Origin of the sequence: Limnohabitans sp. Bal53, assembly GCF_003063355.1 — a bacterium.
Lineage (GTDB): Bacteria > Pseudomonadota > Gammaproteobacteria > Burkholderiales > Burkholderiaceae_C > Limnohabitans_A.
In genome coordinates, this window is the sequence record NZ_NESH01000001.1 from 693,599 (window position 1) to 718,976 (window position 25,378).

27 protein-coding genes are annotated in these 25,378 nt (G+C 60.5%); 8 read left to right on the forward strand and 19 right to left on the reverse strand.

Annotation, left to right across the window (positions count from 1 at the left end):
- The first annotated feature begins 13 nt into the window (after positions 1 to 13).
- Positions 14 to 424, forward strand: a complete 411-nt coding sequence (locus tag B9Z50_RS03300) for an acyl-CoA thioesterase (protein ID WP_108362204.1) — start codon at positions 14 to 16, stop codon at positions 422 to 424.
- A gap of 15 nt (positions 425 to 439) precedes the next feature.
- On the opposite strand, the gene B9Z50_RS03305 is transcribed toward B9Z50_RS03300, so the two are convergent.
- The 10 genes from B9Z50_RS03305 to B9Z50_RS03350 all read right to left on the reverse strand — a co-directional run bounded on the left by B9Z50_RS03305 (position 440) and on the right by B9Z50_RS03350 (position 9,753).
- On the reverse strand, positions 440 to 919 hold the full coding sequence (locus tag B9Z50_RS03305; protein WP_108362205.1) for a thioesterase family protein: 480 nt from the start codon (positions 917 to 919) through the stop codon (positions 440 to 442).
- A gap of 199 nt (positions 920 to 1,118) precedes the next feature.
- On the reverse strand, positions 1,119 to 1,883 hold the full coding sequence (locus tag B9Z50_RS03310; protein WP_108362206.1) for an enoyl-CoA hydratase: 765 nt from the start codon (positions 1,881 to 1,883) through the stop codon (positions 1,119 to 1,121).
- 36 nt (positions 1,884 to 1,919) lie between these two features.
- Positions 1,920 to 2,363: a DUF2147 domain-containing protein gene (locus tag B9Z50_RS03315; protein ID WP_108362207.1), complete on the reverse strand. Its 444-nt coding sequence runs from the start codon at positions 2,361 to 2,363 to the stop codon at positions 1,920 to 1,922.
- A gap of 27 nt (positions 2,364 to 2,390) precedes the next feature.
- On the reverse strand, positions 2,391 to 4,202 hold the full coding sequence (locus B9Z50_RS03320) for an acyl-CoA dehydrogenase C-terminal domain-containing protein (RefSeq protein ID WP_108362208.1): 1,812 nt from the start codon (positions 4,200 to 4,202) through the stop codon (positions 2,391 to 2,393).
- Positions 4,203 to 4,246: 44 nt separating this feature from the next.
- The gene (locus B9Z50_RS03325; RefSeq protein WP_108362209.1) at positions 4,247 to 5,005 is read right to left on the reverse strand and encodes a TetR/AcrR family transcriptional regulator; all 759 of its coding nucleotides are present in this window, start codon (positions 5,003 to 5,005) and stop codon (positions 4,247 to 4,249) included.
- A 143-nt stretch (positions 5,006 to 5,148) separates the two neighbouring features.
- On the reverse strand, positions 5,149 to 5,688 hold the full coding sequence (locus tag B9Z50_RS03330) for a shikimate kinase (RefSeq protein ID WP_108362210.1): 540 nt from the start codon (positions 5,686 to 5,688) through the stop codon (positions 5,149 to 5,151).
- A 153-nt stretch (positions 5,689 to 5,841) separates the two neighbouring features.
- Positions 5,842 to 7,302: a type IV pilus secretin PilQ gene (locus tag B9Z50_RS03335; protein WP_233249729.1), complete on the reverse strand. Its 1,461-nt coding sequence runs from the start codon at positions 7,300 to 7,302 to the stop codon at positions 5,842 to 5,844.
- Positions 7,299 to 8,384, reverse strand: a complete 1,086-nt coding sequence (locus tag B9Z50_RS03340) for a hypothetical protein (protein ID WP_146183149.1) — start codon at positions 8,382 to 8,384, stop codon at positions 7,299 to 7,301. Before B9Z50_RS03340 ends, B9Z50_RS03335 begins: the two co-directional genes overlap by 4 nt.
- On the reverse strand, positions 8,381 to 9,019 hold the full coding sequence (locus tag B9Z50_RS03345) for a hypothetical protein (protein WP_108362213.1): 639 nt from the start codon (positions 9,017 to 9,019) through the stop codon (positions 8,381 to 8,383). The genes B9Z50_RS03340 and B9Z50_RS03345 overlap by 4 nt, the downstream gene beginning before the upstream one ends.
- Positions 9,019 to 9,753, reverse strand: a complete 735-nt coding sequence (locus B9Z50_RS03350) for a hypothetical protein (RefSeq protein WP_108362214.1) — start codon at positions 9,751 to 9,753, stop codon at positions 9,019 to 9,021. The genes B9Z50_RS03345 and B9Z50_RS03350 overlap by 1 nt, the downstream gene beginning before the upstream one ends.
- Positions 9,754 to 9,938: 185 nt before the next feature.
- Here B9Z50_RS03350 and B9Z50_RS03355 point away from each other — a divergent pair, with 185 nt between their 5' ends.
- Entirely contained in the window at positions 9,939 to 12,320 is a 2,382-nt protein-coding gene (locus tag B9Z50_RS03355) for a penicillin-binding protein 1A (RefSeq protein ID WP_108362215.1), read from the forward strand.
- 39 nt (positions 12,321 to 12,359) lie between these two features.
- Here the strand turns inward: B9Z50_RS03355 and cyaY are convergent, their stop codons facing one another.
- On the reverse strand, positions 12,360 to 12,689 hold the full coding sequence (cyaY, locus tag B9Z50_RS03360; RefSeq protein ID WP_108362216.1) for an iron donor protein CyaY: 330 nt from the start codon (positions 12,687 to 12,689) through the stop codon (positions 12,360 to 12,362).
- Positions 12,690 to 12,728: 39 nt separating this feature from the next.
- On the opposite strand from cyaY, the gene B9Z50_RS03365 reads away from it, so the two are divergent.
- Both B9Z50_RS03365 and lysA read left to right on the forward strand, forming a co-directional pair.
- Positions 12,729 to 12,941, forward strand: coding sequence for a lipoprotein (locus B9Z50_RS03365; protein ID WP_233249730.1), 213 nt, complete (start codon positions 12,729 to 12,731; stop codon positions 12,939 to 12,941).
- 79 nt (positions 12,942 to 13,020) lie between these two features.
- Entirely contained in the window at positions 13,021 to 14,298 is a 1,278-nt protein-coding gene (gene lysA / locus B9Z50_RS03370) for a diaminopimelate decarboxylase (RefSeq protein ID WP_108362218.1), read from the forward strand.
- A 48-nt stretch (positions 14,299 to 14,346) separates the two neighbouring features.
- Here the strand turns inward: lysA and B9Z50_RS03375 are convergent, their stop codons facing one another.
- The 3 genes from B9Z50_RS03375 to B9Z50_RS17540 are packed head-to-tail and all read right to left on the reverse strand — an operon-like array spanning position 14,347 to position 16,179.
- Entirely contained in the window at positions 14,347 to 14,946 is a 600-nt protein-coding gene (locus B9Z50_RS03375; RefSeq protein WP_108362219.1) for a sulfite oxidase heme-binding subunit YedZ, read from the reverse strand.
- A gap of 28 nt (positions 14,947 to 14,974) precedes the next feature.
- Positions 14,975 to 15,970 (reverse strand): protein-methionine-sulfoxide reductase catalytic subunit MsrP, encoded by a 996-nt coding sequence (gene msrP, locus B9Z50_RS03380; protein ID WP_108362220.1) that lies wholly within the window; start codon positions 15,968 to 15,970, stop codon positions 14,975 to 14,977.
- A gap of 50 nt (positions 15,971 to 16,020) precedes the next feature.
- Positions 16,021 to 16,179: a hypothetical protein gene (locus B9Z50_RS17540; RefSeq protein WP_158270618.1), complete on the reverse strand. Its 159-nt coding sequence runs from the start codon at positions 16,177 to 16,179 to the stop codon at positions 16,021 to 16,023.
- A gap of 18 nt (positions 16,180 to 16,197) precedes the next feature.
- Here B9Z50_RS17540 and B9Z50_RS03385 point away from each other — a divergent pair, with 18 nt between their 5' ends.
- Entirely contained in the window at positions 16,198 to 16,584 is a 387-nt protein-coding gene (locus tag B9Z50_RS03385; RefSeq protein ID WP_158270619.1) for a response regulator transcription factor, read from the forward strand.
- Positions 16,585 to 16,627: 43 nt separating this feature from the next.
- Here the strand turns inward: B9Z50_RS03385 and ccsB are convergent, their stop codons facing one another.
- The 3 genes from ccsB to B9Z50_RS03400 form a co-directional block, all read right to left on the reverse strand.
- The gene (gene ccsB / locus B9Z50_RS03390) at positions 16,628 to 17,938 is read right to left on the reverse strand and encodes a c-type cytochrome biogenesis protein CcsB (RefSeq protein WP_108362222.1); all 1,311 of its coding nucleotides are present in this window, start codon (positions 17,936 to 17,938) and stop codon (positions 16,628 to 16,630) included.
- Positions 17,935 to 20,061, reverse strand: coding sequence for a cytochrome c biogenesis protein ResB (locus tag B9Z50_RS03395; RefSeq protein WP_108362223.1), 2,127 nt, complete (start codon positions 20,059 to 20,061; stop codon positions 17,935 to 17,937). The genes ccsB and B9Z50_RS03395 overlap by 4 nt, the downstream gene beginning before the upstream one ends.
- Positions 20,062 to 20,258: 197 nt before the next feature.
- Positions 20,259 to 20,891, reverse strand: a complete 633-nt coding sequence (locus B9Z50_RS03400) for a cytochrome c (RefSeq protein WP_108362224.1) — start codon at positions 20,889 to 20,891, stop codon at positions 20,259 to 20,261.
- A gap of 201 nt (positions 20,892 to 21,092) precedes the next feature.
- On the opposite strand from B9Z50_RS03400, the gene yihA reads away from it, so the two are divergent.
- Both yihA and B9Z50_RS03410 read left to right on the forward strand, forming a co-directional pair.
- Entirely contained in the window at positions 21,093 to 21,764 is a 672-nt protein-coding gene (yihA, locus tag B9Z50_RS03405) for a ribosome biogenesis GTP-binding protein YihA/YsxC (RefSeq protein ID WP_108362548.1), read from the forward strand.
- Positions 21,765 to 21,815: 51 nt separating this feature from the next.
- Complete coding sequence (locus tag B9Z50_RS03410) at positions 21,816 to 22,793, forward strand: alpha/beta fold hydrolase (protein WP_108362225.1); 978 nt, start codon at positions 21,816 to 21,818, stop codon at positions 22,791 to 22,793.
- On the opposite strand, the gene B9Z50_RS03415 is transcribed toward B9Z50_RS03410, so the two are convergent.
- Together B9Z50_RS03415 and B9Z50_RS03420 are read right to left on the reverse strand one after the other, a co-directional pair.
- Positions 22,787 to 23,647, reverse strand: coding sequence for a lipid A biosynthesis acyltransferase (locus B9Z50_RS03415; protein WP_233249731.1), 861 nt, complete (start codon positions 23,645 to 23,647; stop codon positions 22,787 to 22,789). The genes B9Z50_RS03410 and B9Z50_RS03415 overlap by 7 nt on opposite strands.
- On the reverse strand, positions 23,647 to 24,477 hold the full coding sequence (locus B9Z50_RS03420) for a lysophospholipid acyltransferase family protein (protein WP_108362226.1): 831 nt from the start codon (positions 24,475 to 24,477) through the stop codon (positions 23,647 to 23,649). Before B9Z50_RS03420 ends, B9Z50_RS03415 begins: the two co-directional genes overlap by 1 nt.
- 195 nt (positions 24,478 to 24,672) lie before the next feature.
- Here B9Z50_RS03420 and B9Z50_RS03425 point away from each other — a divergent pair, with 195 nt between their 5' ends.
- On the forward strand, positions 24,673 to 25,254 hold the full coding sequence (locus B9Z50_RS03425) for a helix-turn-helix domain-containing protein (RefSeq protein WP_108362227.1): 582 nt from the start codon (positions 24,673 to 24,675) through the stop codon (positions 25,252 to 25,254).
- The last annotated feature ends 124 nt before the right edge of the window (positions 25,255 to 25,378 follow it).

Genomic DNA, 25,378 nt, shown 5'->3' on the forward strand with positions numbered 1-25,378 from the left:
TTCGATTGTGCACATGTCTGACGCCTCACACCTCAACACTGTCTCTTTGCCCACCGACCAGGAATTGGTGCTCAAGGTCATCCCGATGCCCGCCGACTGCAATGCCAGCGGCGACATTTTTGGCGGCTGGGTCATGGCCCAGGTCGACTTGGCCGGAGCCGTTTTACCCGCCAGGCGTGTGCGTGGGCGCATGGTCACCGTGGCGGTGAACGAATTCATCTTCAAACAAGCCGTCAAGGTGGGCGACATCTTGTCGTTTTTCTCGCGCATCGTGCGGGTGGGTCGCACCTCGGTCACCGTCAAGGTCGAAGTGTTTGCCGAGCGCTTTCAATTGCAGGGCCAGTACATCAAGGTCACCGAAGCGAACCTGACCTATGTGGCGGTGGACGACCAAGGCAAACCCAGACCCGTGCCCGCCGAGTGATTCGGCTTGTGGCGCTCAGGACACGATGTAAGCCGCAGCGCCTGTCGACATCAAGGTGCCGTCGGGCCCGCAAAACTCCATGCGCGACGAACCTACACGCGAGCCCACGCGCAAGGCGTTGGCGGTGATGGTGAAGTGCTCGCCAATGCCGGGGCGCAGATAGTCGACCCGCAAATCGATCGTGCCCAGCTTGGCAAAGCGCTCCAGGCGCTTGGCAGGCGCCTCGTCCATGTGCTTGGCGGCCAGCGCCGCCATGACGGCCGCGCTGCCGATGGCGTCGAGCACCGCGCTGATGACGCCGCCGTGGATGCGGTTGTAGGCAAAGTGCCCCACCAGCTCAGGCCGCATCTCGATGCGGGCCTCCACGCCCTCGGGTGTGACCTTGACCAACTTCAGGCCCAAGGTTTTGTTGAAGACGATTTTTTCTTCGTAGATCTGGCGAAAACCTTCGATGTACTCGGGCTCCAGAACGATGGGGGTTGGGCGATGGGGCATCTGGTGATTTTATCGATGGCCAGGCAACCGCAGACATCAGCTTTTGGACAGGTTGCCCATGGCCGTCTGCAACGCCGAAAATGCCCTGATCGTCCACTGTAGGAGCGGTCTCCGACCGCGATTGGTTTCATCGCGGTCACAGACCGCTCCTACTTGGCCGGGTGCTTCGCGGTCGGAGACCGCTCCTACGGGGCAAGCTTCAAATCTTGGAGAAATCAGGTTTGCGCTTTTCCATGAATGCACCAAAGGCTTCCTTGGCGGCGGGTTCGCGCAGCATGCGGCCAAAGCTTTGGCCTTCTTCGTCCATTTTTTGCAGCACTTCTTGCTGCTGGCCACCCTTCATGAGGCGCTTGGTGGCGATCAGTGAGGTCAAAGGTTTGGCAGCCAGTTTGCGGGCCTGTGCCTGGGTGTAGCCGTTGACCTCGGTGGGCGGCACCACGCGGTTGACCAGGCCGACTTCTTGCGCGGCTTCGGCAAAAAAGGGCTCACCCATGAGCAGTGCTTCGGCGGCGCGGTGGTAGCCGAACATGCGCGGCGCCAACAGACTGGAGGCCGCTTCAGGGCACAAGCCCAAGTTGACGAACGGCATGGAGAACGCTGCGTTGTCGCCGGCATAAACCAAGTCGCAATGGAACAACATGGTAGTGCCGATGCCCACAGCGGGCCCGGCCACAGCGGCCAGCACAGGCTTTTCAAAAGTGGCGATGCCGCGCAGGAAACGGAACACAGGCGACTCTTGCGTGCTGGGTGGTTGGTTCAAAAAGTCACCGATGTCGTTGCCCGCACTGAAAATGCTCTCGTGCCCCTGAAACACCACCACCCGAACGGCGGGATCGGCCCCAGCCTCGGCCACGGCGTCGGCCATCGCGGCATACATGGAAGAGGTGATCGAATTCTTTTTGTCCAAGCGGTTGAAGGTGATGGTCATCACCCCCGCGTCAAGGTGGGTCAGGATGTCAGACATGGTGGTCCTTTTGGTGTGTCGTAGGGACGAGAAGGCTTACTGCACCCGAATCCAGGTTTGGGTACGACCCAAAATGGGGGCGCCAATGAAACCACGGACTTCGAGTTTTTTGCCGCCATCGATGGGGGTCAGGCGCAGGCTGTAGTTTTTGCCGTTCTCAGGATCAAGGATTTTCCCACCCTCCCACACCGCTTTGCCGTCACTTTGTTGACCGCCTCGGATGATTTCCATGCCGATTTTGGGCTTGTCTTTGCGGTCGTCGGTGCACAAGTTGCAATTGGGCTCGGTGCTGGGGGTGGTGAGCAAAGAGCGCTCGACCACGCCCGACAGGGTGCCCGCTGCTGTCTGGCTGATCCGGATTTCTGCTTTGGGCTGCTTGCTCTCGTCGTCGATGCTGCGCCACAGTCCCACCGGGCTCATTTGGGCGTGGGCGGCCAGGCTTACCAAGCCCAGGCTGAGGGTCAGTGCGGCTTTGATCATGGGTGTCTTCCTTTTTGAATCTGGGGTTCAGGCCAGCGCGGCATCGGTGTCCATCAGCACATCGCTGCCCGCACGGATGCGGCGCATCAGGCTCGACGTCTCGGGCATCAGGCGGGTGAAGTAAAAACGCGCCGTTTGCAACTTGGCTTGGTAAAACGGATCGGGACGCTGGGCTTCTTCTTCGGCCTCGGCCAATTTGGCCAATGCAATTTGGGCCGAACGGGCCCAGAAGTAACCCAACACCAGGTGACCCACCACGCGCAAATAGTCCACCGCGGCCGCGCCCACTTCGTCGGCATTGCTCATGGCTTTCATGCCGACTTCACCCGTCAACTGGGTGAGCTTTTGGCCCAAATCGGCCAGCGGGTTGATGAACTCGCCCATGGCCTCGTTGGCCATTTCAGCCTTGACCAATTGCTCCACCAACTTGCCGAATTTTTTGAGCGTGGCGCCCTGGTTGCCCAGCACTTTGCGGCCCAGCAAGTCGAGCGACTGGATGGTGTTGGTGCCTTCGTAAATCATGTTGATGCGGGCATCGCGCACGTACTGCTCCATGCCCCACTCTTTGATGTAGCCGTGGCCGCCAAACACCTGCTGGCAGGCGGATGTGGCTTCCCAGGCGTTGTCGGTGGTGAAGGCTTTGACGATAGGCGTGAGCAGGGCCACGACTTCGGCGGCTTCGGCACGCACAGCTTCATCGGGGTGGTTGAGTTCTTTGTCGAGCAACAAGGCGCAGTAGCAGGCCAGTGCACGGCCACCTTCGGCATAGGCCTTGGCGGTCATCAGCATGCGGCGCACATCGGGGTGCACGATGATCGGGTCGGCGGGTTTGCCGGGCGCTTTGACGCCTGTGAGCGAGCGCATTTGCACGCGGTCTTTGGCGTAGGCCAAGGCATTTTGGTAAGCCACTTCGGTCAGGCCCAGCGACTGGTTGCCCACACCCAGACGGGCGGCGTTCATCATGACGAACATGGCGGCCAAGCCTTTGTTGGGCTGGCCCACCAAGGTGCCCACCGCGCCGTCGAGCACCATCTGGCAAGTCGCGTTGCCGTGGATGCCCATTTTGTGCTCCAAGCCGCCGCAATAGATGCCATTGCGCTCACCCATGCTGCCGTCGGCCGCCACGTTGAATTTGGGCACGATGAAGAGGCTGATGCCTTTGCTGCCGGGGGGCGCATCGGGCAAACGGGCCAGCACCAGGTGCACGATGTTCGGGGCCAGGTCGTGTTCGCCAGCGCTGATGAAAATCTTTTGGCCGCTCAACTTGAAAGTGCCATCGACCTGTGGCTCGGCCTTGGTGCGCAGCATGCCCAGATCTGTGCCGCAATGCGGCTCGGTCAGGCACATGGTGCCTGTCCACTCGCCGCTGGTGAGCTTGGGCAAATACAGGGCTTTTTGCTCGGGCGTGCCGTGGGCGTGCAAGCACTCGTAAGCACCATGGCTCAAGCCCGGGTACATGGTCCAGGCCTGGTTCGACGAGTTGAGCATCTCGTAAAAGCACTGGTTGACCACAAAAGGCAAACCCTGACCACCGAAGTCGGGGTCGCAGCTGAGCGCGGGCCAGCCACCGGCCACGTACTGCGCATAGGCTTCTTTGAAGCCGTCCGGTGCTTTAACTTCGTGCGTGTCGCGGTTGAGTTGGCAGCCTTGCGTGTCGCCCGAGATGTTGATCGGGAAGACCACCTCGGCCGCAAATTTGCCCCCCTCTTCGAGCACCGCATTGATGGTGTCGACGTCGGTGTCGGCATGCTTGGGCAAGGCCTTGAGTTCAGCGCTCACGTTGAGCAATTCGTGCAAGACAAACTGCATGTCTCTCAGGGGTGGGTTGTAGACGGGCATGAATGGCTCCTTGAGTCGGTGTGTGGGTCAAAAATTGAGGCAGATCAGTCGCTCGACGTCTTGCGACGGGTCTTGGGTACGGCCACGAGCTGTGGACGTTTGGCCGCACGTGAAGATGCGCCTGAGGTTTCTGGGTCCGGCGGTGCATCCGGCCCTGCGTAGCGGGCCAGAATGTGCTGAAAGCCTTGGCGAGCACGGTCGGTGGCGCTGGGGTTGCGCAAAAAGCGGGCTTCGTAATGAAGCGCCAAAATCAGGCCATGAATTTCAAAAGCAATTTGATGGGCGTCGGACGCACGGCTGAGATGGCCTTCGTCCTGGGCCAGCTCTACAGCCCGTCGCAAAGCGGTTTGCCAGGTGGACACCGAAGATGCCAGTGCATCGCGCACCGGACCCGTGCGGTCGTCAAACTCAACCGCGCCACTGATGTAAATACAGCCCGAGTCGATCTCGGCCGAGGTCTGCACCATCCAGTTGTCAAACAAAGCCTGGAGTCTTGGCAGACCTCTGGACTTTTGCATGGCCGCGTAAAACACCTCGGCCTCAAAACGGTCGTGGTACTCGCGGATGACGGAAATTTGCAGCTCTTCTCTTGAGCCAAAGTGGGCAAACACGCCCGACTTGCTCATGCCCGTGACCTCGGCCACTGCGCCAATGGAAAGACCCTCCAAACCGATTTGCGAGGCCAAACCCAGGGCGGCGTCGATGATCACAGTTTTGGTTTGCTGGCCTTTGATGAGCACGCGCCGACCCGGCTCTGGCGCATGCAAGCCATCAACTTTTGAAGGGTTTTTAGGATCGGTCATGGTGCATTAAAAAAGAACGACCGTTCTATTTTGCACCAATTTTGTGGCCTGCACCCATGCACCCGCTCAAATCAGGGTAAATCAGGGGTTGAGCATTCAGCCAGAAGTGACGTGGCCAGCTTTTTTGTGCACAACGCCGAACGTTAAGACCCAGCCTGATCTTTCAGCGGCAAATGCCCCGCCAACTCCAGCTGCATGCAGATCATGTTGACCAACATGGCCACCGACGGGCGGCCAGTTTCAATGACAAAGTGGGCCGCTTCGCGGTAGAGCGGGTCACGCGCCTCGAACAAGGCACGCAAACGGCCGAGCGGATCGTCAACTTGCAGCAAAGGGCGGGCGTTGTCGTGGCGCACACGTCTGAAAACATCCTCGGGCGTCGAACGCAAGTAAATCACCTGCCCGCGCTCATGCAAGTGGCGTCGATTGGCTTCGCGCAATACAGCCCCGCCTCCGGTGGCGATCACGCCTTGTTGCGTTTGGGTCAACTCGTCGAGCACTTGCTCTTCCAGATCCCTGAAACTGGTCTCACCCTCGCGTGCAAAAAACTCCCGGATGGAGCAGCCCAGGCGGTGCTCGATCACATGGTCAGAATCGACAAACGGCACACCCAGACGGCGAGCCAACTGGCGGCCAATGGTGGTTTTGCCCGAGCCAGGAAGGCCCACAAAGATGATGCTCAAGGAAAGTCTCTTGCAGAAAAAACGGCGTCAACCCCCAAGCCTGGTGCCTGGGGTTCAGGGTTTGCAAGTGTATTCGACAAGATTTGGGGGCTTTGCAACGGGGATGCCACATGGTCTGGGGCATCAAGCCCCCCGCAAAGAGCGGCGCTGAACTCAGGGCGTGACAGTGGCCGGGCCATCGGCCATGATGCGAGGCGTCAGAAAAATCAGCAACTCACTTTTGCGCTGGGCTTGGTCGCGGTTCTTGAACAACCAGCCCAAGCCCGGCACGTCCCCCAGGCCCGGCACCTTGGCTTCGTTGTTGCGGTTGGTCTCTTCAAAAATGCCGCCCAACACCACGGTACCGCCGTCCTCCACCCGCACCTGGGTCTTGACGTGCTTGGTGTTGATGGCAAACCCGGCTGGGGTGACTTGGCCCACGCTGTCGCGGTTGACATCCACTTCCAGCACCACCGAGCCATCGGGGGTGATCTGCGGCGTGACCTCCAATTTCAAGTTGGCCTTGCGAAAGGTGATCGAAGTCGCGCCACTGGCCGATGCGGTTTGGTAAGGCAATTCGGTACCTTGCTCGATCAAGGCCTTGGTCTGATCGGCCGTGACCACCCGGGGTCGCGAGACCACCTTGCCCCGGCCATCGGCTTCCAGCGCCGAAATTTCCACATTGATGAACCGGTCGGCTGCGGCATTGAACAAAGACACAGCAAAACTGGCAGGGATGTTCAGCGTCTGACCCGCCGAGCCCGCTGGCAGCGTGACCTGGTTACCTGTTGTCACCCCAGCGCCCGTTTCAGCATTGCCCGCGCCCACCGCGAGCGTGCTGGCACCTTGGTTCACACGCAAAGGCACTGCCAGTCCCGCCCCCAAACGCACACCCAGCGATTGCCCGAACTGGTCATCGGCCTCGACGATGCGGGCCTCGATCAGCACTTGACGCACCGGAATGTCCAGTTGGGCCAGGAGTTTTTGCACCGCCATCAGGCGTTGCGGCAAGTCGGAAATGAACAACTGGTTGGTGCGCGGCTCTGCCAGCACACTGCCCCGACCGCTGAGCCAGCGGCCACCACCACCCGATCCGGCCCCTTGCAAGCGCTGCGCCACATCGGTGGCCCGGGCATATTGCAGGCGCATGCTCATCGTTTGAAGCGGGCTGACCGCCTCCAGCGCGGCTTGGGCGTCAAGATGCATTTTTTCGCGCAGGGCCCATTCGCCTTGTGGGGCCACCCACAGCACGCGCCCGTCCTGACGTGAAGCCAATCCTTTGGACTGCAACACAATTTGCAAAGCCTGTGGCCAGGGCACATCGGTCAGTCGCACCGTCACCTGACCTTTCACACTGTCAGTGGCCACCAGGTTCAAGCCGGTGAACTCGGCAAACACCTGCAGCAAAGCGGTGACCTCGATATTTTGGAAATTCAAGCTGATGGGACGCAGATCGTCCAAAGGACTGGGTGGCGAATCGCTTTTCAAGGTGGGCACCTCCTCAGGCCCCTGAGGCTTGGCCAACGAGGGCGTCTGCGCCCCCAAACCGGGTGCCAAGCACAAGCACCAGCAGCACAGTAAGACACGCCACATCGGGTGTGAGGATGCAGGCAAGGAGAGTGGACTGGATCTCATGGTTGCGCCTTTTCCAAACCGATCACCCAAACCGGGCCTTGCGCAACGCGCAAATGCACCTCCTGGGCATGAATGCTGTCGACCACATGGCCTTGCGAGCCGATACGCTGCCCCACACGGGCGCTCACCCAGTGTGGCCCCGCCATCAAAATCAGCTGCACACCTTGGGCTTGCTGCCACACGCCAGCCACACGGACCTGTTCCAAAGGCCAGGTGGCAGGGTCGGGCGACAGCGTTGCCATAGGCAGGGCGGGTACGCGGCTTTGCAGCGTCAAAGCGCTGGACCTCAGCTCAGCATCGACAGGCACGGGCAACGGAATCTTGCTCTTCAATCCAGCAGCCTCACCGAGCGAAGCCGCTGGAGCCAAAGTGGATGACACAAAGACGCGTTCACCCGTTCCCGCTCGCAACGCTAGCCGAGCAGATCCCGGCAACAACTCTGCGGGATCGGTGGTTTCAGTAGGTTTTGGCGTTGCGCTTGCCACAGGTGATAACCACAGCCGAAGCACAGCGTCGATGGCCACACCCTCATCCTGGGGCGTGATGCGTAAACGCTCCAAGCTCCAGAGCGGGCCTCGCGTGTTCAGCGCTGTCCACACGGCCACCCAATCGTCAAAACGGCCTTGCAACCGCAGCGCCACGGCCTGGCTGGGCCAAGTGCCCACGGCGCGAGGAGGCTCAAGCCGCAAAGACAGCAAACGCAGTCCATGCTGCACCAGCAAACGCTCCAGTTGCGGCCAGACCGAGGCCTGGGTGCCTTGAACTGGCCACCAAGCCAGGACGGGAGGTGGGCCAATGGGGCTGTCCATGGCAGCAGGTTCGTGCTCTGACTTGACCTGTGCTGGCCGTTCTTGCGCATGGAGCTTCGCCTGCAGTTCTTCCATCTGCGCCTCGCTGTCCCACAGTGCCTCCCAGTCCTCGAACTGCCAGCCGACCACCCCCAGCAAGCCCGCCCCAAAGCCAGCCAAAGCAAATGCCCAGCGACGCGCCAGCCAACGCCATCGGTCACGCCACAGGCTGGGCCAACCCGGCCGCCAAGCGGCTGCCAAAGACGCCAAGGACCATGAGCGCCACGGCATCATGGCCGCGCCTTGCCGGCTTGGTACGACTGTGGGTCGGGTGCCTTGGACGCTGGCATGAGGTCCGAGCCCACCAGCGGCCAAGCGGTCTGCCAAACGAACTCCAGTGGCGCTGATGAGCCCACACCTTCAGCAGCAGACAGATGAACCAGACTGACCAAGGACCAGGCGGCGTCTGCCTCAGGTGTAGCCAATGGCAACGACCAACGCACTTGCGCTTGCGCCATGCGCTGCACATCCTTGGCCTGGCCATGCAACTCCAGCGTCTGCCCATCCAACAGCAAACTCAGCAACTGAACCGACTCAGGCCCGGCCTCCTGCAGCAGCACTTGGTGCAAAGCCTCCCAGTTGCGCTGCTTCACGCTGAGCGCCTGCACATGCGCGGCTTGCTGCAGCCATGTGTTTTGCTGCGCCTGTCTGGCCTTGTCGGCCGCCAGGCGGTTTTGAACCTGCTTCAAACGGGACGCCAGCGCGGCGGCCTCTTGCACCTGTTGCTGCCGCTTTTCCTCCACCAGCGCGCCCAGCCAAAGGGCCACCAGGCTGCCCACCAGCAAACCGCTCAAAGAGGTCCATCGGCTGTGGAATCTTCGCCGTTGGCTGGCTAAAGCCGGGTACTGCAACAAGTTGAAGGCGTTCATCACAGCCAGGCTTTGAGCGCGAGACCCGAGGCCACCAAACGTGGTCCTGCAGCCGATTGCAGGGCTTGCATGACCGCCCAATTCGCACCCGCATCGCCCCCAACCCATGGCAAACGCTGGCCGAGGACGGCAGGGGGCGTCAAATCGAATTGCCAGTCTTGCGGGGCTTGGGTGAGCAAACTGTCCACGCCTCCTTTGAGATGGCAGGCCGCCCGTTGGGCTGCGTGCACGGCGGGCTCCACGCTGTCGAGCCGCCAACCGGCCAGGCGCACCCCATCCCTGAGCGCCCTGATTCGGGCCTGATCACACCCCACCCAATGCACGCGGGACAGCAAGCCCTCGCAGACAGGGTCGGGTTGAAAATCAAAATTGACCTCATCGGGCGCCAAGCCCAGAAGCTGCGCCGCCTCCATCTGCACCTCTGCGGCCCAGTCATCGCGAGGCAATTGCGCAGGCAACTCCAGCACGCCCGCGATCACCTCGTCTTCGGCCAAGCCCACCGAAACCCGCTGACGCGAGCGCACGGCCACCTGCCTCAAACCTGAGCCAAAACCGGCCCCCTCCTGATCTGAATCATTGGGGGCGATTTTTTCCAAGGTGTGTACGCGCACACCTGCCGCTTTGTGCCACGACAAGCCCACCAAAGCCCAACCCGAGCCATCGCAGGCCAAGCCCCAAGCCTGCCGCACCGGACGATGGGCCACATGCTGCCAAAACCGAGACCAAGATGGCATGATCCCCCCTGTCCAAGCCAGAAATGGCTTGTATTGAAAAGTTTTGTAACATGATTTTTCAGAGTGAACAATCCATTTTTATACTTAAAGTATTCAAATTTAAGACGCAAAACTCCTGTGACAGGACAGAATTTTTATAATGCAAGGCGTCCGACCATTCTCTGGGCGCCGCCCAAATCAGCCCTATGCCCCAACAAGACACCACACCGGACACCCCCCGCAAACCACAAGCCAAGTCAAGCGCCTCTGGCCTTTGGACATGGTTGTTGAAGCTGGCCTTCTGGGCCATGGGCTTGCTTGCCGCTGGCCTGACTTGTTTGCTGATGGTTGTGGGTGTGGCCATGGTCACGGCCTACCCCAACTTGCCCGACATCACGGACCTGGCCGAATACAAGCCCAAACTGCCTCTGCGCGTGTTCACCGCCGATGGTCAGCTGATGGGCGAGTTTGGTGAGGAGCGGCGCAACCTCACGCCCATCCAGGAGATCCCGCAAATCATGAAAGACGCGGTGCTGTCCATTGAAGACAACCGCTTTTATGACCACGGCGGCGTGGACTACGTGGGCATTTTGCGTGCAGGTATCGCCAACATCGGGCGCTTGAAAAGCCAAGGTGCATCCACCATCACCATGCAGGTGGCACGCAATGTTTACCTGTCTTCCGAAAAAACATACACCCGCAAGATTTATGAAATCCTGTTGACCTACAAACTTGAACACCTGTTGACCAAAGACCAGATCCTGGAGATCTACATGAACCAGATCTTCTTGGGCAACCGGGCCTACGGCTTTGCTTCAGCCTCAGAGACCTACTTTGGCAAGCCGCTCAAGGACATCACCATTGCCGAAGCGGCCATGCTCGCCGGACTGCCCAAAGCGCCTTCGGCCTTCAACCCCATCGCCAACCCCAAGCGCGCCCGCTCACGCCAGCTCTACATCATCGAGCGCATGGAGGAAAACGGCTACATCACCGCCCAACAGGCTGTGAAAGCCAAAGCCGAACCTTTGGCTTTGAAGTCATCGGGCAACAAAAAGACCCTCCACGCCGAATTTGTTGCGGAAACCGTCCGACAAATGGTTTTTGCCCAATACGGGCAGGACACCTACACGCGTGGACTGAATGTTTACACCACCATTGAGTCCCAGGAGCAAATGGCGGCTTACCATGCTTTGCGCAAGGGCCTGATGGACTACGAGCGCCGACAGGTTTACCGTGGGCCTGAAAAATTCATCACCCTGCCCCTCGACCCCAAACAGGCCGAAGACCTCATCGACGAGACCCTGGAAGATCACCCCGACAATGGCGACGTGATGTCGGCGGTTGTGCTGGAGGCTTCCAGCAAAAAGGTGGTGGTGGTCCGACAAAACAGCGAACAAATTACCATCACCGGCGCAGGCCTTAGCCCTGTTAAATCGGGCCTATCGGACAAGGCACCCGCGGCCAAACGCATCCGCAAAGGCGCTGTGATTCGCATTGTCCAACTGCCAAATGGCCAGTGGGAGATCACCCAATTGCCCGAGGTCGAAGGCGCTTTTGTGGCCTTGACCCCACAAACCGGTGCCATTCGAGCCCTGGTCGGGGGCTTTGACTTTGCCAAAAACAAGTTCAACCACGTCACCCAGGCTTGGCGACAGCCTGGCTCCAGCTTCAAGCCTTTCATCTACTCAGCGGCCCTCGAAAAAGGCTTTTCACCAGCGACCATGGTCAACGATGCGCCTTTGTTTTTTGATGGTGGCGTGACCGGCGGCCAACCTTGGGAGCCCAAAAACTACGATGGCAAATTTGATGGCCCGATGAGTTTACGCACCAGCTTGGCCAAGTCCAAGAACATGGTCTCGATTCAAGTGCTCCAATCAGTGGGTACACGTCCAGCCCAAGAATGGGTCACCCGTTTTGGTTTTGACGCAGACAAGCACCCGCCCTACCTGACCATGGCCTTGGGTGCAGGCTCGGTCACCGTCATGCAAATGGCCACGGGTTATTCGGTGTTTGCCAATGGCGGCTACTTAGTCAACCCTCACTTGATCAACCGCATCACCGACTACAAAGACCGCCTGTTGGTCGACAGCCCGCCCATTGCCATCAACGAAACTTCACAACGCGTGATCCCTCAGCGCAACGCTTTCGTCATGACCAGCCTGATGCAGGAAGTCACACGCTCCGGAACAGCAGCTCGCGCTCAAGCGACGCTCATGCGGCCTGATATTTACGGCAAGACCGGCACCACCAACGATGCCATGGACGCGTGGTTTGCGGGCTATCACCCCCAACTGGCTGCTGTGGTCTGGATTGGCTACGACACCCCCCGCAAATTGGGCGACCGCGAAACTGGGGGCGGTTTGAGCTTACCTGTCTGGATCAAATACATGGAAACCGCCCTGCGCAATTTGCCGATCGCCGAGCCTGCGCGTCCCGACGATTTGGTGCAAACGGGTGGCGATTGGGTTTACCCGGAATTTGCTGGCAGCAACGGCATTTCCTCACTGGACAGCAACGTCAACGGAAATGCTGAAACCATGCCGCCGGAAGAAGAGCGCAACCGGATTTTGGAGCTGTTCAGGAACTGAGTGAGGCTGGCCCAAGTGGCAGGCTTGGGCCCTGTGCATTCAGGGGGCAAAGTTCAAGCTTTGACCCGATTGCTCCGAGGCATAGCGTGACAAGCTCTGCCAAAACTCACCCTGACCCTTGGTGTCTTGCCAGTGCGTGCCGTCGAACTTGTAATGAAAGCCGCCGCAGCGCGCAGCCAGCCACACTTCGTGCAGTGGCTTTTGCAAATTGATCACGATCTGGCTGCGATTGGGAAAGGTCAAAGTGATCATGCCCCCCACCCGTTGGTTGTCCACATCGGCGTCGGTGTCGTCGTTCAAGCGATCGCAGCTGATCTCTACGCCCGCCAGCAGGCGTTCAGCTTGGTCCAAAAATTCAAGGTCGGTCATTACAATCGCAGCATGTTGAAGGTGATGAAGATTCTAGTCATGCTGCATGCCCTTGTTGGCGGTGCGGCCGTATTGAGCGCTTGCGGTCAACGCGGTCCGCTGGTCCTGCCCACCACACCCGCTTCAGCCGAGCGCGCCACCTTGCCTCAAACACTGAACCCTTTTCGCTCGGCTGCGCCCGCCACCACCAGCGCGCCGGCACCCTCTGCCCCAAGGACCACGCCACAGCCGCCCACTGCGGCTGCGCCTTGAGATCGATCACAGGGCCCTCTCACAGCCACCTCATCAAGCACCACTTCGTGGTGCCATTTACCCCACGCCTTCATAACCCATGACCGCCATCACCACACTCCCCGGACAACCCCACATCGCCTATGCGGGCGACCAGCTGCATGTGGAGGGTCTGCGCCTGTCCGATCTGGCACGTGTTCACGGCACTCCTTTATTCGTGTACTCCAAAGCTGCCATGCTCTCGGCCCTGGCCGCCTACCAGCGCGGCTTTGCAGGCCGCCAGGCGCAAATTTGCTACGCCATGAAGGCCAACTCCAGCCTGGCCATCTTGCAAGTGTTTGCCGATGCCGGTTGCGGCTTCGACATCGTCTCGGGCGGCGAACTGGCCCGGGTGCTGGCTGCCGGTGGCGACCCGGCCAAGGTGATTTTTTCGGGCGTGGGCAAAACCCGCCATGAGATGAAGCAAGCCCTGCAGGTGGGCATCGGCTGCTTCAACGTCGAAAGCGAAGCCGAACTCGATGTGCTCAGCGCCGTGGCGGTGGACTTGGGGAAAGTGGCCCCGGTCAGCCTGCGTGTGAACCCCAATGTGGACCCCAAAACCCACCCCTACATTTCGACCGGCTTGAAAGGCAACAAGTTCGGCATCGCCCACGAAGACGCGCTGCGCGCCTACCGCCACGCGGCCAGCCTGCCGGGCTTGAAAGTCGTGGGCATCGACTGCCACATCGGCTCGCAAATCACCGACAGCACCCCCTATCTGGACGCCATGGACCGCGTACTCGACCTGGTGGCCGATGTCGAGTCTGCCGGCATCCCCATCCACCACATCGATTTTGGCGGTGGCCTGGGTATCAACTACAACGGCGATACCCCGCCTGAGGCCGATGCACTGTGGGCACAGCTGCTGGCCAAGCTCGATGCGCGCGGCTACGGCCAGCGCCAGCTCATGATTGAGCCTGGCCGCTCACTGGTGGGCAATGCCGGTGTGTGCCTGACCGAGGTGCTGTATCTGAAACCCGGCGAACAAAAGAACTTTTGCATCGTTGACGCCGCCATGAACGACCTGCCCCGCCCCGCCATGTACCAGGCCTTTCACCAGATCGTGCCGGTGACTCCGCGTTCAGGCGATGGCAAAGTCTATGACGTGGTGGGCCCCGTGTGCGAGAGCGGCGACTGGATCGGCCGTGACCGCCAGCTGCTGGTGCAAGCCGGTGACGTGCTCGCCGTGTTGTCAGCGGGTGCTTACTGCATGAGCATGGCCAGCAACTACAACACCCGCGGACGCGCGGCCGAAATTCTGGTCGATGGCACAAAAGCTCACCTGATCCGCCAGCGCGAATCGGCGTTTGACACCTTTGCGCTGGAGCAGCTGGTCTGATATGCCCTGTGCAGCCTGAACCGGCTGCACAGGGCCTGATGGCCCGTTTCAGGGTCGCCGTGCAAAACGCAGCACGCGCCAGCCCAGCAAACCCGCCAAGATGCCCGCGTACACCAGCACCTCGTCAAAGTCCTGTTTGCCCGCACGCATCCACCAAAAGTGCAACACGGCGAGCACGGCCACCGCATAAACGCCCCGGTGCAGCAGTTGCCAGCGCCTGCCGCCCAGCCAACGCACGGCCTGGTTAAAAGAGGTGGCGGCCAGCGCCAACAAGATCACAAAAGCACTGAAACCCAACCAGATGAAGGGGCGCTTGAAGAGGTCTTGCAGCGTATCGGCCAAGTCAAAGCCCATGTCAAACCAGATGTAACACAACATGTGCAAACTGGCATAGCCAAACACCAGCAAGCCCAGCATGCGCCGAAACCGCAGCAACTCGGGCCAGCCCAGCCAAGTGCGCAAAGGAGTCACGGCCAGCACCACACACAGGCTGCGCAGTGTCCAGTCTCCCGTGGCGCGGATCAGGGCTTCGGCGGGGTTGGGACCCAGCTGATCCAACAGGGTTTGCGCCAGCAACCAAGCCCAAGGCATACAGCCGAGCACCAACAAAGCCCACCAAGCGGCGGGATGACGCAGCGCCGCCCTCATCCTCTCAAGACCTTGGCCCGCAGCGGCATCAGAAGAACTTTTTCAGATCCATCCCGGCGTACATCTGGCCCACCTGAGCTTCATAACCGTTGAACATCAGTGTTTTGCGCTTTTTGGCCAGCAAACCGTCTTCGCCGATGCGCCGCTCGGTGGCCTGGCTCCAGCGCGGGTGGTCCACATTCGGGTTCACGTTGGAATAAAAACCGTATTCCTGTGGGGCAGATTTTTCCCAGGATGTGACCGGCTGCTTGTCCGTGAAACGGATTTTGACCAGGCTCTTGCCACTCTTGAAACCGTATTTCCACGGCACCACCAGACGCAGGGGAGCACCGTTTTGCTTGGGCATGACCTCGCCATACATGCCAAAGGCCAACAGGGTCAGCGGGTGCATGGCTTCGTCCATGCGCAGGGCTTCGACGTAGGGCCAGTCCAACACACTGGAGCGCAAACCCGGCATGGTCTTGGGGTCGGCCTGGGTCACGAACTCCACAAACTTGGCACCCGGCAAGGGCTCCACGCGCCGGATCAGATCGGCCATGGAATAGCCCACCCATGGGATCACCATCGACCAGCCTTCCACGCAACGCAGGCGGTAGATACGCTCTTCCATGGCCCCCCACTTCATCAGGTCTTCCAAATTCACGCGGGCGGGCTTCTTCACCAAACCCTCAATGTCCACACTCCAGGGATCGGTCTTGAGGGTGTTGGCCCGCTTAGCCGGATCGGACTTGTCGGTACCGAACTCGTAGAAGTTGTTGTAGGTGGTGGCGTCTTTGTAGGGTGTGGGCTTGTCCAGAACCATGGCCCCGGCCAGCTTGCTCGACACCGAGGCCAGCGGCGGCAGCTGCCCGGGCCGGGCCATTTGCGCTTGGGCGTCGCGCAAACCCCAGCCCGCCAAGACCAGACCGGCCGAGCCCGCTGCCAGCTGACGCATGAGGTCTCGACGGGATTGGTAAGCCGCCTGACTGGTAATTTCGCTGGACAGAGGATGCAAAAATCCTGATGAAGAAGTGCGGATGATCATGGGACGGACCTGACTGTGAAATGCCTTGAAGCCATTGTGAACGGTACCAATCACTTTTGCACACAAGGGCCAAACACCCTGAAGCACGATGCCATCCGGGTGATGCCCACGATGGGCATACCTGCACAATGGATGTTCGCTCGCACAGACGCATTCAAGGCCAGCGCCCGCGCCAAGGCCATGAAGCTGTCGTTAAAATGAAGGCCCATTTTGTCTTGACCAAGCCCATGTCCAACCCAGCACTGATCGAAGTCGTTGATGACGATGCAGACGTCCGGCGCATGCTCAAGCTGGTTTTGGAGGCGCGTGGCTTCAAGGTCCGCACCCATGATGGCGCTCATGCTTATCTGGCTGCAGAGCCCACGACCGAGCGGCGCGTGATGTTGCTCGATGTGCGCATGCCCAAAATGTCCGGCGTCGAACTGCAGGCCTTGATGGTCAAAACAGGGGACCGCATCCCGGTCATTTTTATGAGCGGCGAGAGCCTGCCCCATGAAAAGATGGCGGCGCAGCAATCGAACGCGGTCGCTTTCTTGTGGAAGCCCTTCAGAACCGAAGCCCTGCTTGATGCGGTCAGCCAAGGCCTGACGCTGTACGACCAGCAGTCAGGCTAAGGGGCCAAGGCCTTGACGGGCAGCAGGGGCATCGCCCCCGAAATTACAGCGTGCCGTAGCTGTGCAGACCGCTCAAGAACATGTTGACGCCCAAGAAGGCAAAGGTCGTGATACCCAAGCCCACCAGCGCCCACCAAGCGGCCACGGTGCCGCGCAGACCCTTCATGAGGCGCATGTGCAACCAGGCTGCGTAGTTCAGCCAAACGATCAGTGCCCAGGTCTCCTTAGGGTCCCAGCTCCAGTAGCCGCCCCAAGCCTCAGCTGCCCACAAGGCACCCAGTACCGTGGCGATGGTGAAGAAGGCAAAACCCACGGCAATGGACTTGTACATCACATCGTCTAGGATTTCAAAAGAAGGCAGTCGCTCGGCAATGCGGCGACGGCCCAGCAAAATGCCCGCCACAATGAATGCCGACACCCCAAAGTAAACCATCCAGTAACTGCTGGTCTGGTCGTTGGCCGATTGGCGAAACACCACCGGCTCAAAGCACAGCACAATGCCCAGCAGCCACAGAGGCGCCAGCTTGTACCAACGGGTCTCGGTGGCCTGCTGCTTGATCAGGTAGGCAAAGGCGACCATGGAGGCCAAGGCAAAGGTGCCATAACCAATGAAGTTGGCGGGGACATGGACCTTCATCCACCAGCTCTTGAGGGCGGGCACCAAGGGCTGGATTTCGTGGGCTTCACGCACCAACGTGTACCAAAGCAAAAAGCCCACCGCCGCGCTGACCACCAGCATCACAAATGCGCCGAGAGCACGGGTTTTGTACTGCTCTTCGTAGTACAGGTAAAACGCTGCCGTCATCCAGCAGAACATGACGAAGACTTCGTACAGGTTGCTCACCGGGATATGGCCGATGTCCGGGCCCAACTGGTGGCTTTCGTACCAACGCACCAAGGTGCCGATCAGGGCCAAACCTACCGCCACCCAGGCCATGCGCGAGCCCAAAGACTCCATCGCGTCTGCCTGACCACGGATGAACACCCCCGCCCAATAAAAGACGGTGCTGATGAAAAACAGCATGCTCATCCACAGGATGGCCGATTGGCTGGACAGGAAGTACTTCAATAAAAAGACCTGCTCAGCCCTTGCCAGGTCGCCTTGGTAGAGGTTGATGGCCAGCAAAGACAATCCCGCAACCACCAGCATCAAAGTACGCAGCGGGCGCCAGAACCAACCCAGCCAGATCACAGCCGGCAAGCTGCCGATCAGGATGGACTGCTCGTACACATCCATCGCGTGCTGGTAACGGGTGAAGGCAAACACCGTGCCGAGCAGCGCCAGCAGGGCAAAACCCCAGTCGATGGCCGAACGGCTGGAAAAATAGCCAGGATTCAAAGTGACAGTTGTCATGGTGTTTTCTCGGAGCGGCCCAGCAAGCGGGCACTCAGTTGGTCAAATTCACGGTCCACATCCATGGTCTTGCGATTGGACGACAAGGCCACGCTTGCCTGGGAGCCTTCGCCCTGAGGCGACAGCCAAACCCACAAGCGACGGTCCCGAACATACAGCATTGCAAAAATACCCAGGATCAAAAGGGCACAGCCCAGATACACGATGGACTGACCCGGGGCCCTGGCCACCTGGAACACGCTCGCTTGCACTTGCTTGAAGTCTTTCAGCAAAAAAGTCATCGGTGCGGGGTAAAACGGCGCATCGGACAGGGCCAGCACCGCTTGTGTCATGAAGCCCTGGACCTGCGCATCTGGCAGCGGCTTGACACCGGCTTGCTCGCGGGCCACGGCATCGAGCTCGTACAAAGCCCCGTTCAAAATGCGCACAAACATTTCACCAGCACGGGGACGTTCAGCCTCGGGCACATTGGCTTCCAAGAAGTCTGCCAAGGCCTGCAAACCAGACACCGGTTTGCCTTGCACTTGTTCAAGCCCGGCAAACAGACCCAGCGAACGCGCGGCTGAATCTGCCAGTTGTTGGGTCAGCTCGGGGCGCTTGGGATCAACGGCCTTGCGGGCATAGCGCTGAACCGCGCGATCACGCAACTCAGGCGTGTCCAGGGCGGCACGCAGGCGAATGAAACCCGTCAGTTCGCTGTTTTCATCGGCCGGGGGACGCAGGTATCGGAAAGGCTCGCTGGGCACCTCGCGCATGCCCAACAAAAACACCGGCACACCATCGCCCGCATCCACAGGCAGCATGTAGTTGTTGTACTCACGCGCTTGGCCAGCGGCGTCGCGTAGCTTGTAGCTCACGCTCGGACCCACGTTACGCAGTTCTTTGGTCTGGGTGGTTTTATGCCCCGCGCCCAAGCGCGCCTCCACAGAACTGCGCAAATCGACCTTGCGAACATCCACCGCCGTGCCATTGAGACCTTCGCCACTGGACATGTTTTCCACGTTGATCACGCGCAGCCCGGTGAACTCCAGGCTCATTTTTTCGTTGCCATTGGTCAGGTCGGTGCTGCCGCCAATGGTGCCTTCCACCTCAAAAGATTGGGTGGCAGCCGCTATGGGAACGGCTTGCAGCTTGACGCTGGAGCCACCGTCGTCAAAGCTGGACTGGTAAATGTTGATGCCCTTGAAGCTGGCCGGGTGGTTCACCTCAACCCGCGCTTCGCGCTTCTCGCCCGTGGCCTTGTCGTGGATGATGATGTCGCTGGCAAAGAGCTTGGGCATGCCCGTCGAGTAGTACTCGACGATGAACTTTTTAAGCTCAATGACAAAGGGCAGGTCTTGCAGCAAGATGCCATTGGATTGGTTCAAGATGGCCGTGCCCGAGGCTGTGTCTTCGGCCACCAGCAAGTTGGCGCGGAAGGCCGGGTTGCGTTCGGACAGGCGGTGCTGGGCGGGCACATCGGCGATCAGGCCGCCACCGTTGTAGATCTCCTTGCCACCAAACCACATCTGAGCGCGCACCGCCAGGTCGCCGTCCAGCAAGCCGCCCACACACACCAGCACGATGGCCGAGTGCGCCGCGATGTAACCGATCTTGTTGGCAGCTCCCGCCTTGGCCGCCAGCATCCAGCCTTTGCCCGAGGGGGTGTCGCGCTCTTGCAGCTTGACCTTCCAGCCGCCAGTGGCCAGCAGGGCCCCCAGGCGCTTGGCGGCAGCCTCAGGCGCTTCGTTCAAATGGCCTTCGGCCTTGTGGTGGAAGGCCTTGAGACTTTGCTCGCGAATATTTTCCTTGTAGTTCTTCAGATCCACCAGGATCTTGGGCGTGTTGCGGGCGATGCACAAGCTGGTGCTGACCACCAAGAACGCCAGAATCAACAAGAACCACCAGGCGCTGTAGACGGTGTTGAGCTTGAGGGTGGCAAACAACTCGGCCCAAAACGGCCCGAACTGGTTGATGTAGTTGTTGGTGGGCTCGTTTTGCTTGAGCACCGTGCCGATCACCGAGGCGATACAGATGATCGTCAACAAGGAAATGGCAAACCGCATGGACGACAGCAACTCGATCACAACCTGCCCTCGGGGCGAGCTGCGCTCGGATTCAGGGCTGGATGCAACAGTCGTCATGGGATGGAAAAAAATGATGCAGACAAGGAAATGGCGGGCAGTGCCCGCCACAAACGATCAAGACCGGAAAACCGGCCTTGGAACATGTCATATCAGCCGGTCCTTAATTGTGCCCCAGGGTTGCGACATTGGGCTGAAAACCCCTTGAAGTCCACAGGGCAAAACCGACACACGCAGGGTCAAGCCCGGCCAGACACTCAGCGAAGACCAGCGATGTAATCCGACACCGCCTTGATTTCGCGGTCGTTCATCTTGGCGGCAACTTGTGTCATTTGCAGGTTGTTCTTGCGCACACCCTCGCGGAACATGATCAACTGAGCGGCTGTGTATTCAGCGTGCTGACCGGACAAACGGGGGTACTGCGAGGGCATGCCTGCACCGTTGGGCGAATGGCAGCTCACGCAAGCGGCAATTTGACGGTCAGGGATGCCACCGCGGTAGATGCGCTCGCCCCATGCCACTGTGTCTTTTTCCTTGGCAAAACCAGGTTTGGCTTGCTTGGAAGCCAACCAAAAAGCGATGTTGCGCATGTCGTCATCGCTCAAGGCGGCGACCATGCCGCTCATCACGGCGTTGGCGCGCTTGCCCGATTTGAATTCCTGCAATTGCTTGAGCAGGTATTCGGGGTGCTGCTGGGCCAACTTGGGATTGGCTGGCGTGCTGGAGTTGCCGTCTGCCGCGTGGCAAGCCACACAAGCCTGACTGAAAATGGCTTCACCTTTTGCCAAATCGGGTTTAGCGGCCTTAGGGGCCGGGCCAGCAGCCAAGGCAGAACCGGCCACGAAAGCGGCCGACAGGACGGTGATCAAGAGAGAGGAAATCGACTTCATGGCGTGTTCCAAGAGTTGGCGCAAAACCCAAGGATTCTACAATGAGGTCCGCGTCAGTTTCCTGACGACCCAAGGTATCCCTGATTTATGAGCTCCCGCCCCCACGTTCGCGTGCCTGCCCGCCCCCCCAAAGCCCCGAGCGCCAGCTCGGCCGTGGCCAGCGCAGCGCCAACCATTGCCTCCCCTGCCGCCGTCACGCCCATGGGCTGGATGCACACTGCTCGCTTTTTGACCACCGCCGCGCAACTGCACCATTTGCCTGCGATGGACACCCCCGAAATTGCTTTTGTGGGCCGCTCCAACGCCGGCAAATCCACCTGCATCAACACCTTGACGCAGAAAAAACAGCTGGCCTTTGCCTCTAAAAAACCCGGCCGAACCCAGCACATCAACCTGTTTGCGCTGGGCAAGCAAGGCGTCACCGACGCGGTGCTGGCCGATCTGCCCGGCTACGGCTACGCTGCCGTGGCCAAGATGGACAAGCTGCGCTGGCAGCAGGTCATGGCCAACTATTTGGTCAGCCGCGACAACCTGACCGGCATCGTCATGATGTGCGACCCGCGCCACGGCCTGACCGAGCTCGATGACATCCTGCTGGAAGTGATCCGCCCCCGCGTCGAAGAGGGCCTGAAGTTCCTGATCATCTTGACCAAGGCCGACAAACTCACCCGCGCCGAGCAGGCCAAGGCCTTGTCGATTGCGCGACTGCAGGCCGGCGGTGGCGAAGTCAAACTCTTTTCAGCCCTGAAAAAACAAGGTGTGGACGAGGTGGCCCAACTGCTGTGGGACTGGACCCACCCTGCTGGCGGCGCTGCGGCAGCAGCCCCAGCCGCCGAGCCACCCGAAGACGAACCCGAAGCCCTGGACGAGTGAGCCTGCGCTGAACACAGCCACGGCCCACCGCCTCTCAAGGAGTGATCCGCCGTGAATCCCCACATCCAGACCTGGCAGCAAGCGCTGCCCCACGGCATCACGCTGAGCTGCCGTGCCTGCGGCAAGCCGGGCCGCCCGGTGCTGCTTTTTTTACACGGTTTTCCAGAAGGGGCCTGGGTCTGGGACCCTTTGCTGCTGCATTTCTCCCAACCCGAAAACGGCGGCTACCGCTGTGTGGCCCCCAACTTGCGCGGCTACGAACGCTCCAGCGCCCCCGATGACGTGAAGGCCTACCGCGCCAAACACCTGGTACAGGACATCGTGGCCCTGATCGAGAGCGAATGCGGCCCCCTCCCGGACGGCCAACCCCTGGCCGCCCTGATCGCCCACGACTGGGGCGGCGCAGTGGCCTGGAGCCTGGCCAACCAGCACCCGGATCGCCTGCGCCAACTGGTCATCATCAACTCGCCCCACCCCGGCCCCTTCCTGCAGGCCTTGCAACACGACACGGCGCAGCAAGCGGCCAGCGCCTACATGAATTTTCTGGTCCAACCCGAAGCGGCGGCGCAGTTGGCAGCCAATGATTTTGAGCGTCTGTTCGGCTTTTTAACGGGCCAAGACACGTCTTTGCCATCCCTCACCGCGCCAACGACAGACAGCTCTGCCCACTGGCTCACACCTGCCGTGAGAGCGCAATACCGCGATGTCTGGCAGCACGGGCTACAAGGCGGCCTGAACTACTACCGCGCATCACCCCTGCGCCCGGCGACCACCGATGACCCGGGTGCCAGCGCCGTGCAGATTCCGCCTGAGGCGCTGCGCATTGATGTGCCCACGCTGGTGCTCTGGGCCCAGGACGATGTGGCCTTGCTGCCCTGCCTGACCGAAGGCTTGGACGCGCACATCCCTGATCTGAAACGGGTACCGATCGAGCGGGCCACGCACTGGGTGGTGCACGAGCAACCCGAACGCGTCATCGCCGAAATCGCGGGCTTTCTTCAGCCACAAGCCCCTCGGCCAACTCAATAAAAACCCGGTTCGCCCTCGGGCCGGGTCTTGAAGCGCTTGTGCACCCAGTAGTACTGCTCGGGCATGGTGTCGATCAGGGTCTGCAGTTCTCGGTTCATGCGGGCGGTGTCGGCCTCAGCGTCATCGCTGGGAAAATCCGCCCACAGCGGCCCCAGCTCCAAACAGTAGCCCTGCGCGGTCATGCGCGTGGCCACCGTCATCACCCGGGCCCGCCCCAAGCGCGCAAAGCGCGACAGCGATGGCACCGTCGCCGCTTGCACGCCATAAAAGGGCACAAATACCGACTCCTTGCGTCCGAAATCCATGTCCGGTAACAAATACAGCTTGTCCCCTTGGCGCAAGCCCGACACGATCTGCTTGACCCCCTGGTGGCGGAAATACAGTTTGACCTGACCGGACCGGTTGCGCCCTTGGCGCACCCACTCGTCGAGGGCTGCATTGCGCTGGCGCACATAAATGCTGGCCATGTGCACGCCATGCAGCTGGGTCAGGGCGCTGCCGCCAGCGTCCAGCCCCACAAAGTGGGGTGCCAACATCACCACGGGCTCGGGCCCGAGCAAGGACGTCACATCGCCTTGCAGCTGCAAACGCCTGCGCAGCTGCGTCGGCGAGCCGTGCCAAAGCCATGACCGGTCAAGCAGCGACTGCGCCACACCCACAAAGTGTCTGCGGGCCAAGTGAGCGCGCTGGCGGGGCGTTTTTTGCGGAAAACACAAGGCCAGATTGACCTGCACAATGCGCCGCCGAGACAGGGCCAAGGCCCACAGCACATGACCCAATGCCCAGCCCAAAGCGCGCAAGGCGCCCAAGGGCCAAGGCGCCAACAAGCGCATGAGCAAAACCACTGGGTGCATCAGGCGTCCTTGCGCGGTGCTTTGTAGCGGGCATAACCCCACAAATACTGTTGCGGACAAGCCAGCACCATGGCCTCCATGGCCTGGTTGATCTGCACCACCGCCGTTTCCAGGTCGGCAGACAAATCGTGGCCCAGAGGCTGGGTGTGCAAGCGGTAGCCACGGCCCCAGGACAAACGTTCACCCCAAATGAGCACCACCTTGGCCCCGGTTTGCAAGGCCAGCCGGGCCGCCAGTGTCATGGTGTATGCCGGCTTTCCAAAGTAAGGGGCCCATTGGCCCATGCCCTCGGGCGGCACCTGGTCGGGCAACAAACCCACGGCCTCCCCCGCTCGCAAGGCCTTGATCATCTGGCGCACCCCTGCCAGCGTGGTCGGCACGGCCTGCAAACCCGGCCGGTTGCGCGCCAAGGCCATCACCTCATTCAAGGCCGCCAAGCGTGCCGGGCGGTACAAAACCGTCAACTGCCCATGTTGCGCCCCAAAGCGCAACGCCAGCGCCTGGGCTGTGATCTCAAAGCAGCCCATGTGCGGCGTGAGGAACAACACGCCTTGGCCTTGGGCATAGGCCTGCGCTGCAGCCCGGTCATCGGCCCAAACCAGCGGCGGCGTGCGGCCCAGCCACAAACGCGGCAACTCGGCCGACATGCACCCGGCCTGCCCCACCGCACCGAGCACAGCACGCCAGCCCAGCCCGGCTTGCCGGGCGTTGTCTAGAAAACGGCGGCGATAGCGCCCCGACAACAGCCACGCAGCCCACCCCCCCAACCATCCGAGGGCGTGCAATGCCCACAAGGGCCAACGTGAGAAAAAACGAAACCAGCGCAGCATAGGGGGGTGATTTTGCCTTGAAGCTGCGCACCTTGACGCCGCGGCCTGGACCTGCCGCTGCCGCTGATCGGCACTACCGGTTTATGACCCACCTTTTACCGGTTCACCCAGAGCCCCAATTTCGCCTGGGCCGCCTAGCATTGAAATGGCACAAACCCCCCATCCGATTGAATTGACCTCCAAGGCCCCTGCACCATGAAAACACCACAAAATAACCAAACCTATGTGAGCACCAGCCAGGCCGCCAAAATGCTGGGCTTGTCGGTGGGCACCGTGCAGCGCATGGTCCAAAACGGGGTGTTCAAAGCCTTCGTGACCCACGGCGGGCACCGCCGCATCCTGTCCACATCGCTGCAGGACTATTGCACCCAGCAAGGCCTGAGCCCAGCCAGCCCGCGCCCCGCCACCGAAGTGGGACGAATCTGCATCCTGCACGACAGCACGCACCTGGCACCGCCCCTGGACACGCTGGTGCATTGGCCCCAGATCACCGTGATGACACACCCACTGGACCTGATGGACCTGGATGCGGAAGTCAGCGCCCTTTTCATCGACGCGCGCATCCCATGGCTGCACACCACCCCCTTGCACCTGGACTCGGCCCGCCTGCACAACACCCACCTGGTGGTCTACAACAGCACCCACCTGCCCGCAGACAGCCCACTGACCTCTAGCCAACAACTGAGCCTGTTCGAGGGCGACATCAGCACCGACCTGGTCTACGGCTACTTGCTGTGCAACCGTCATGAGCACGAGGACCCGGCCGCGCGCCATTGAGGTGATTCAGGGATCAGGTCTTGAAACGGCCTGAATTGCCCTTATCATTAGCACTCGATGGAGTTGAGTGCTAACAGCATTCCTCTCCTCAGATTTCAGCAGCACCCTTTTGGTGCTTTTGTTT

What these genes read in the sequence shown, in the direction of transcription:
- B9Z50_RS03300 (WP_108362204.1), top strand. Translation starts at nt 14, where the DNA reads ATGTCTGACGCCTCACACCTCAACACTGTCTCTTTGCCCACCGACCAG.
- yihA (WP_108362548.1), top strand. Translation starts at nt 21,093, where the DNA reads ATGGGCTGGATGCACACTGCTCGCTTTTTGACCACCGCCGCGCAACTG.
- B9Z50_RS03375 (WP_108362219.1), bottom strand. Translation starts at nt 14,946, where the DNA reads ATGAGGGCGGCGCTGCGTCATCCCGCCGCTTGGTGGGCTTTGTTGGTG.
- B9Z50_RS03335 (WP_233249729.1), bottom strand. Translation starts at nt 7,302, where the DNA reads ATGAGATCCAGTCCACTCTCCTTGCCTGCATCCTCACACCCGATGTGG.
- B9Z50_RS03320 (WP_108362208.1), bottom strand. Translation starts at nt 4,202, where the DNA reads ATGCCCGTCTACAACCCACCCCTGAGAGACATGCAGTTTGTCTTGCAC.
- cyaY (WP_108362216.1), bottom strand. Translation starts at nt 12,689, where the DNA reads ATGACCGACCTTGAATTTTTGGACCAAGCTGAACGCCTGCTGGCGGGC.
- lysA (WP_108362218.1), top strand. Translation starts at nt 13,021, where the DNA reads ATGACCGCCATCACCACACTCCCCGGACAACCCCACATCGCCTATGCG.
- B9Z50_RS03325 (WP_108362209.1), bottom strand. Translation starts at nt 5,005, where the DNA reads ATGACCGATCCTAAAAACCCTTCAAAAGTTGATGGCTTGCATGCGCCA.
- B9Z50_RS03420 (WP_108362226.1), bottom strand. Translation starts at nt 24,477, where the DNA reads ATGCTGCGCTGGTTTCGTTTTTTCTCACGTTGGCCCTTGTGGGCATTG.
- B9Z50_RS03415 (WP_233249731.1), bottom strand. Translation starts at nt 23,647, where the DNA reads ATGCACCCAGTGGTTTTGCTCATGCGCTTGTTGGCGCCTTGGCCCTTG.
- B9Z50_RS03310 (WP_108362206.1), bottom strand. Translation starts at nt 1,883, where the DNA reads ATGTCTGACATCCTGACCCACCTTGACGCGGGGGTGATGACCATCACC.
- B9Z50_RS03340 (WP_146183149.1), bottom strand. Translation starts at nt 8,384, where the DNA reads ATGATGCCGTGGCGCTCATGGTCCTTGGCGTCTTTGGCAGCCGCTTGG.
- B9Z50_RS03315 (WP_108362207.1), bottom strand. Translation starts at nt 2,363, where the DNA reads ATGATCAAAGCCGCACTGACCCTCAGCCTGGGCTTGGTAAGCCTGGCC.
- B9Z50_RS03305 (WP_108362205.1), bottom strand. Translation starts at nt 919, where the DNA reads ATGCCCCATCGCCCAACCCCCATCGTTCTGGAGCCCGAGTACATCGAA.
- B9Z50_RS03400 (WP_108362224.1), bottom strand. Translation starts at nt 20,891, where the DNA reads ATGAAGTCGATTTCCTCTCTCTTGATCACCGTCCTGTCGGCCGCTTTC.
- B9Z50_RS03355 (WP_108362215.1), top strand. Translation starts at nt 9,939, where the DNA reads ATGCCCCAACAAGACACCACACCGGACACCCCCCGCAAACCACAAGCC.
- B9Z50_RS03365 (WP_233249730.1), top strand. Translation starts at nt 12,729, where the DNA reads ATGCTGCATGCCCTTGTTGGCGGTGCGGCCGTATTGAGCGCTTGCGGT.
- B9Z50_RS03395 (WP_108362223.1), bottom strand. Translation starts at nt 20,061, where the DNA reads ATGACGACTGTTGCATCCAGCCCTGAATCCGAGCGCAGCTCGCCCCGA.
- B9Z50_RS03350 (WP_108362214.1), bottom strand. Translation starts at nt 9,753, where the DNA reads ATGCCATCTTGGTCTCGGTTTTGGCAGCATGTGGCCCATCGTCCGGTG.
- B9Z50_RS03385 (WP_158270619.1), top strand. Translation starts at nt 16,198, where the DNA reads ATGTCCAACCCAGCACTGATCGAAGTCGTTGATGACGATGCAGACGTC.
- B9Z50_RS03345 (WP_108362213.1), bottom strand. Translation starts at nt 9,019, where the DNA reads ATGAACGCCTTCAACTTGTTGCAGTACCCGGCTTTAGCCAGCCAACGG.
- ccsB (WP_108362222.1), bottom strand. Translation starts at nt 17,938, where the DNA reads ATGACAACTGTCACTTTGAATCCTGGCTATTTTTCCAGCCGTTCGGCC.
- B9Z50_RS17540 (WP_158270618.1), bottom strand. Translation starts at nt 16,179, where the DNA reads ATGGGCCTTCATTTTAACGACAGCTTCATGGCCTTGGCGCGGGCGCTG.
- msrP (WP_108362220.1), bottom strand. Translation starts at nt 15,970, where the DNA reads ATGATCATCCGCACTTCTTCATCAGGATTTTTGCATCCTCTGTCCAGC.
- B9Z50_RS03425 (WP_108362227.1), top strand. Translation starts at nt 24,673, where the DNA reads ATGAAAACACCACAAAATAACCAAACCTATGTGAGCACCAGCCAGGCC.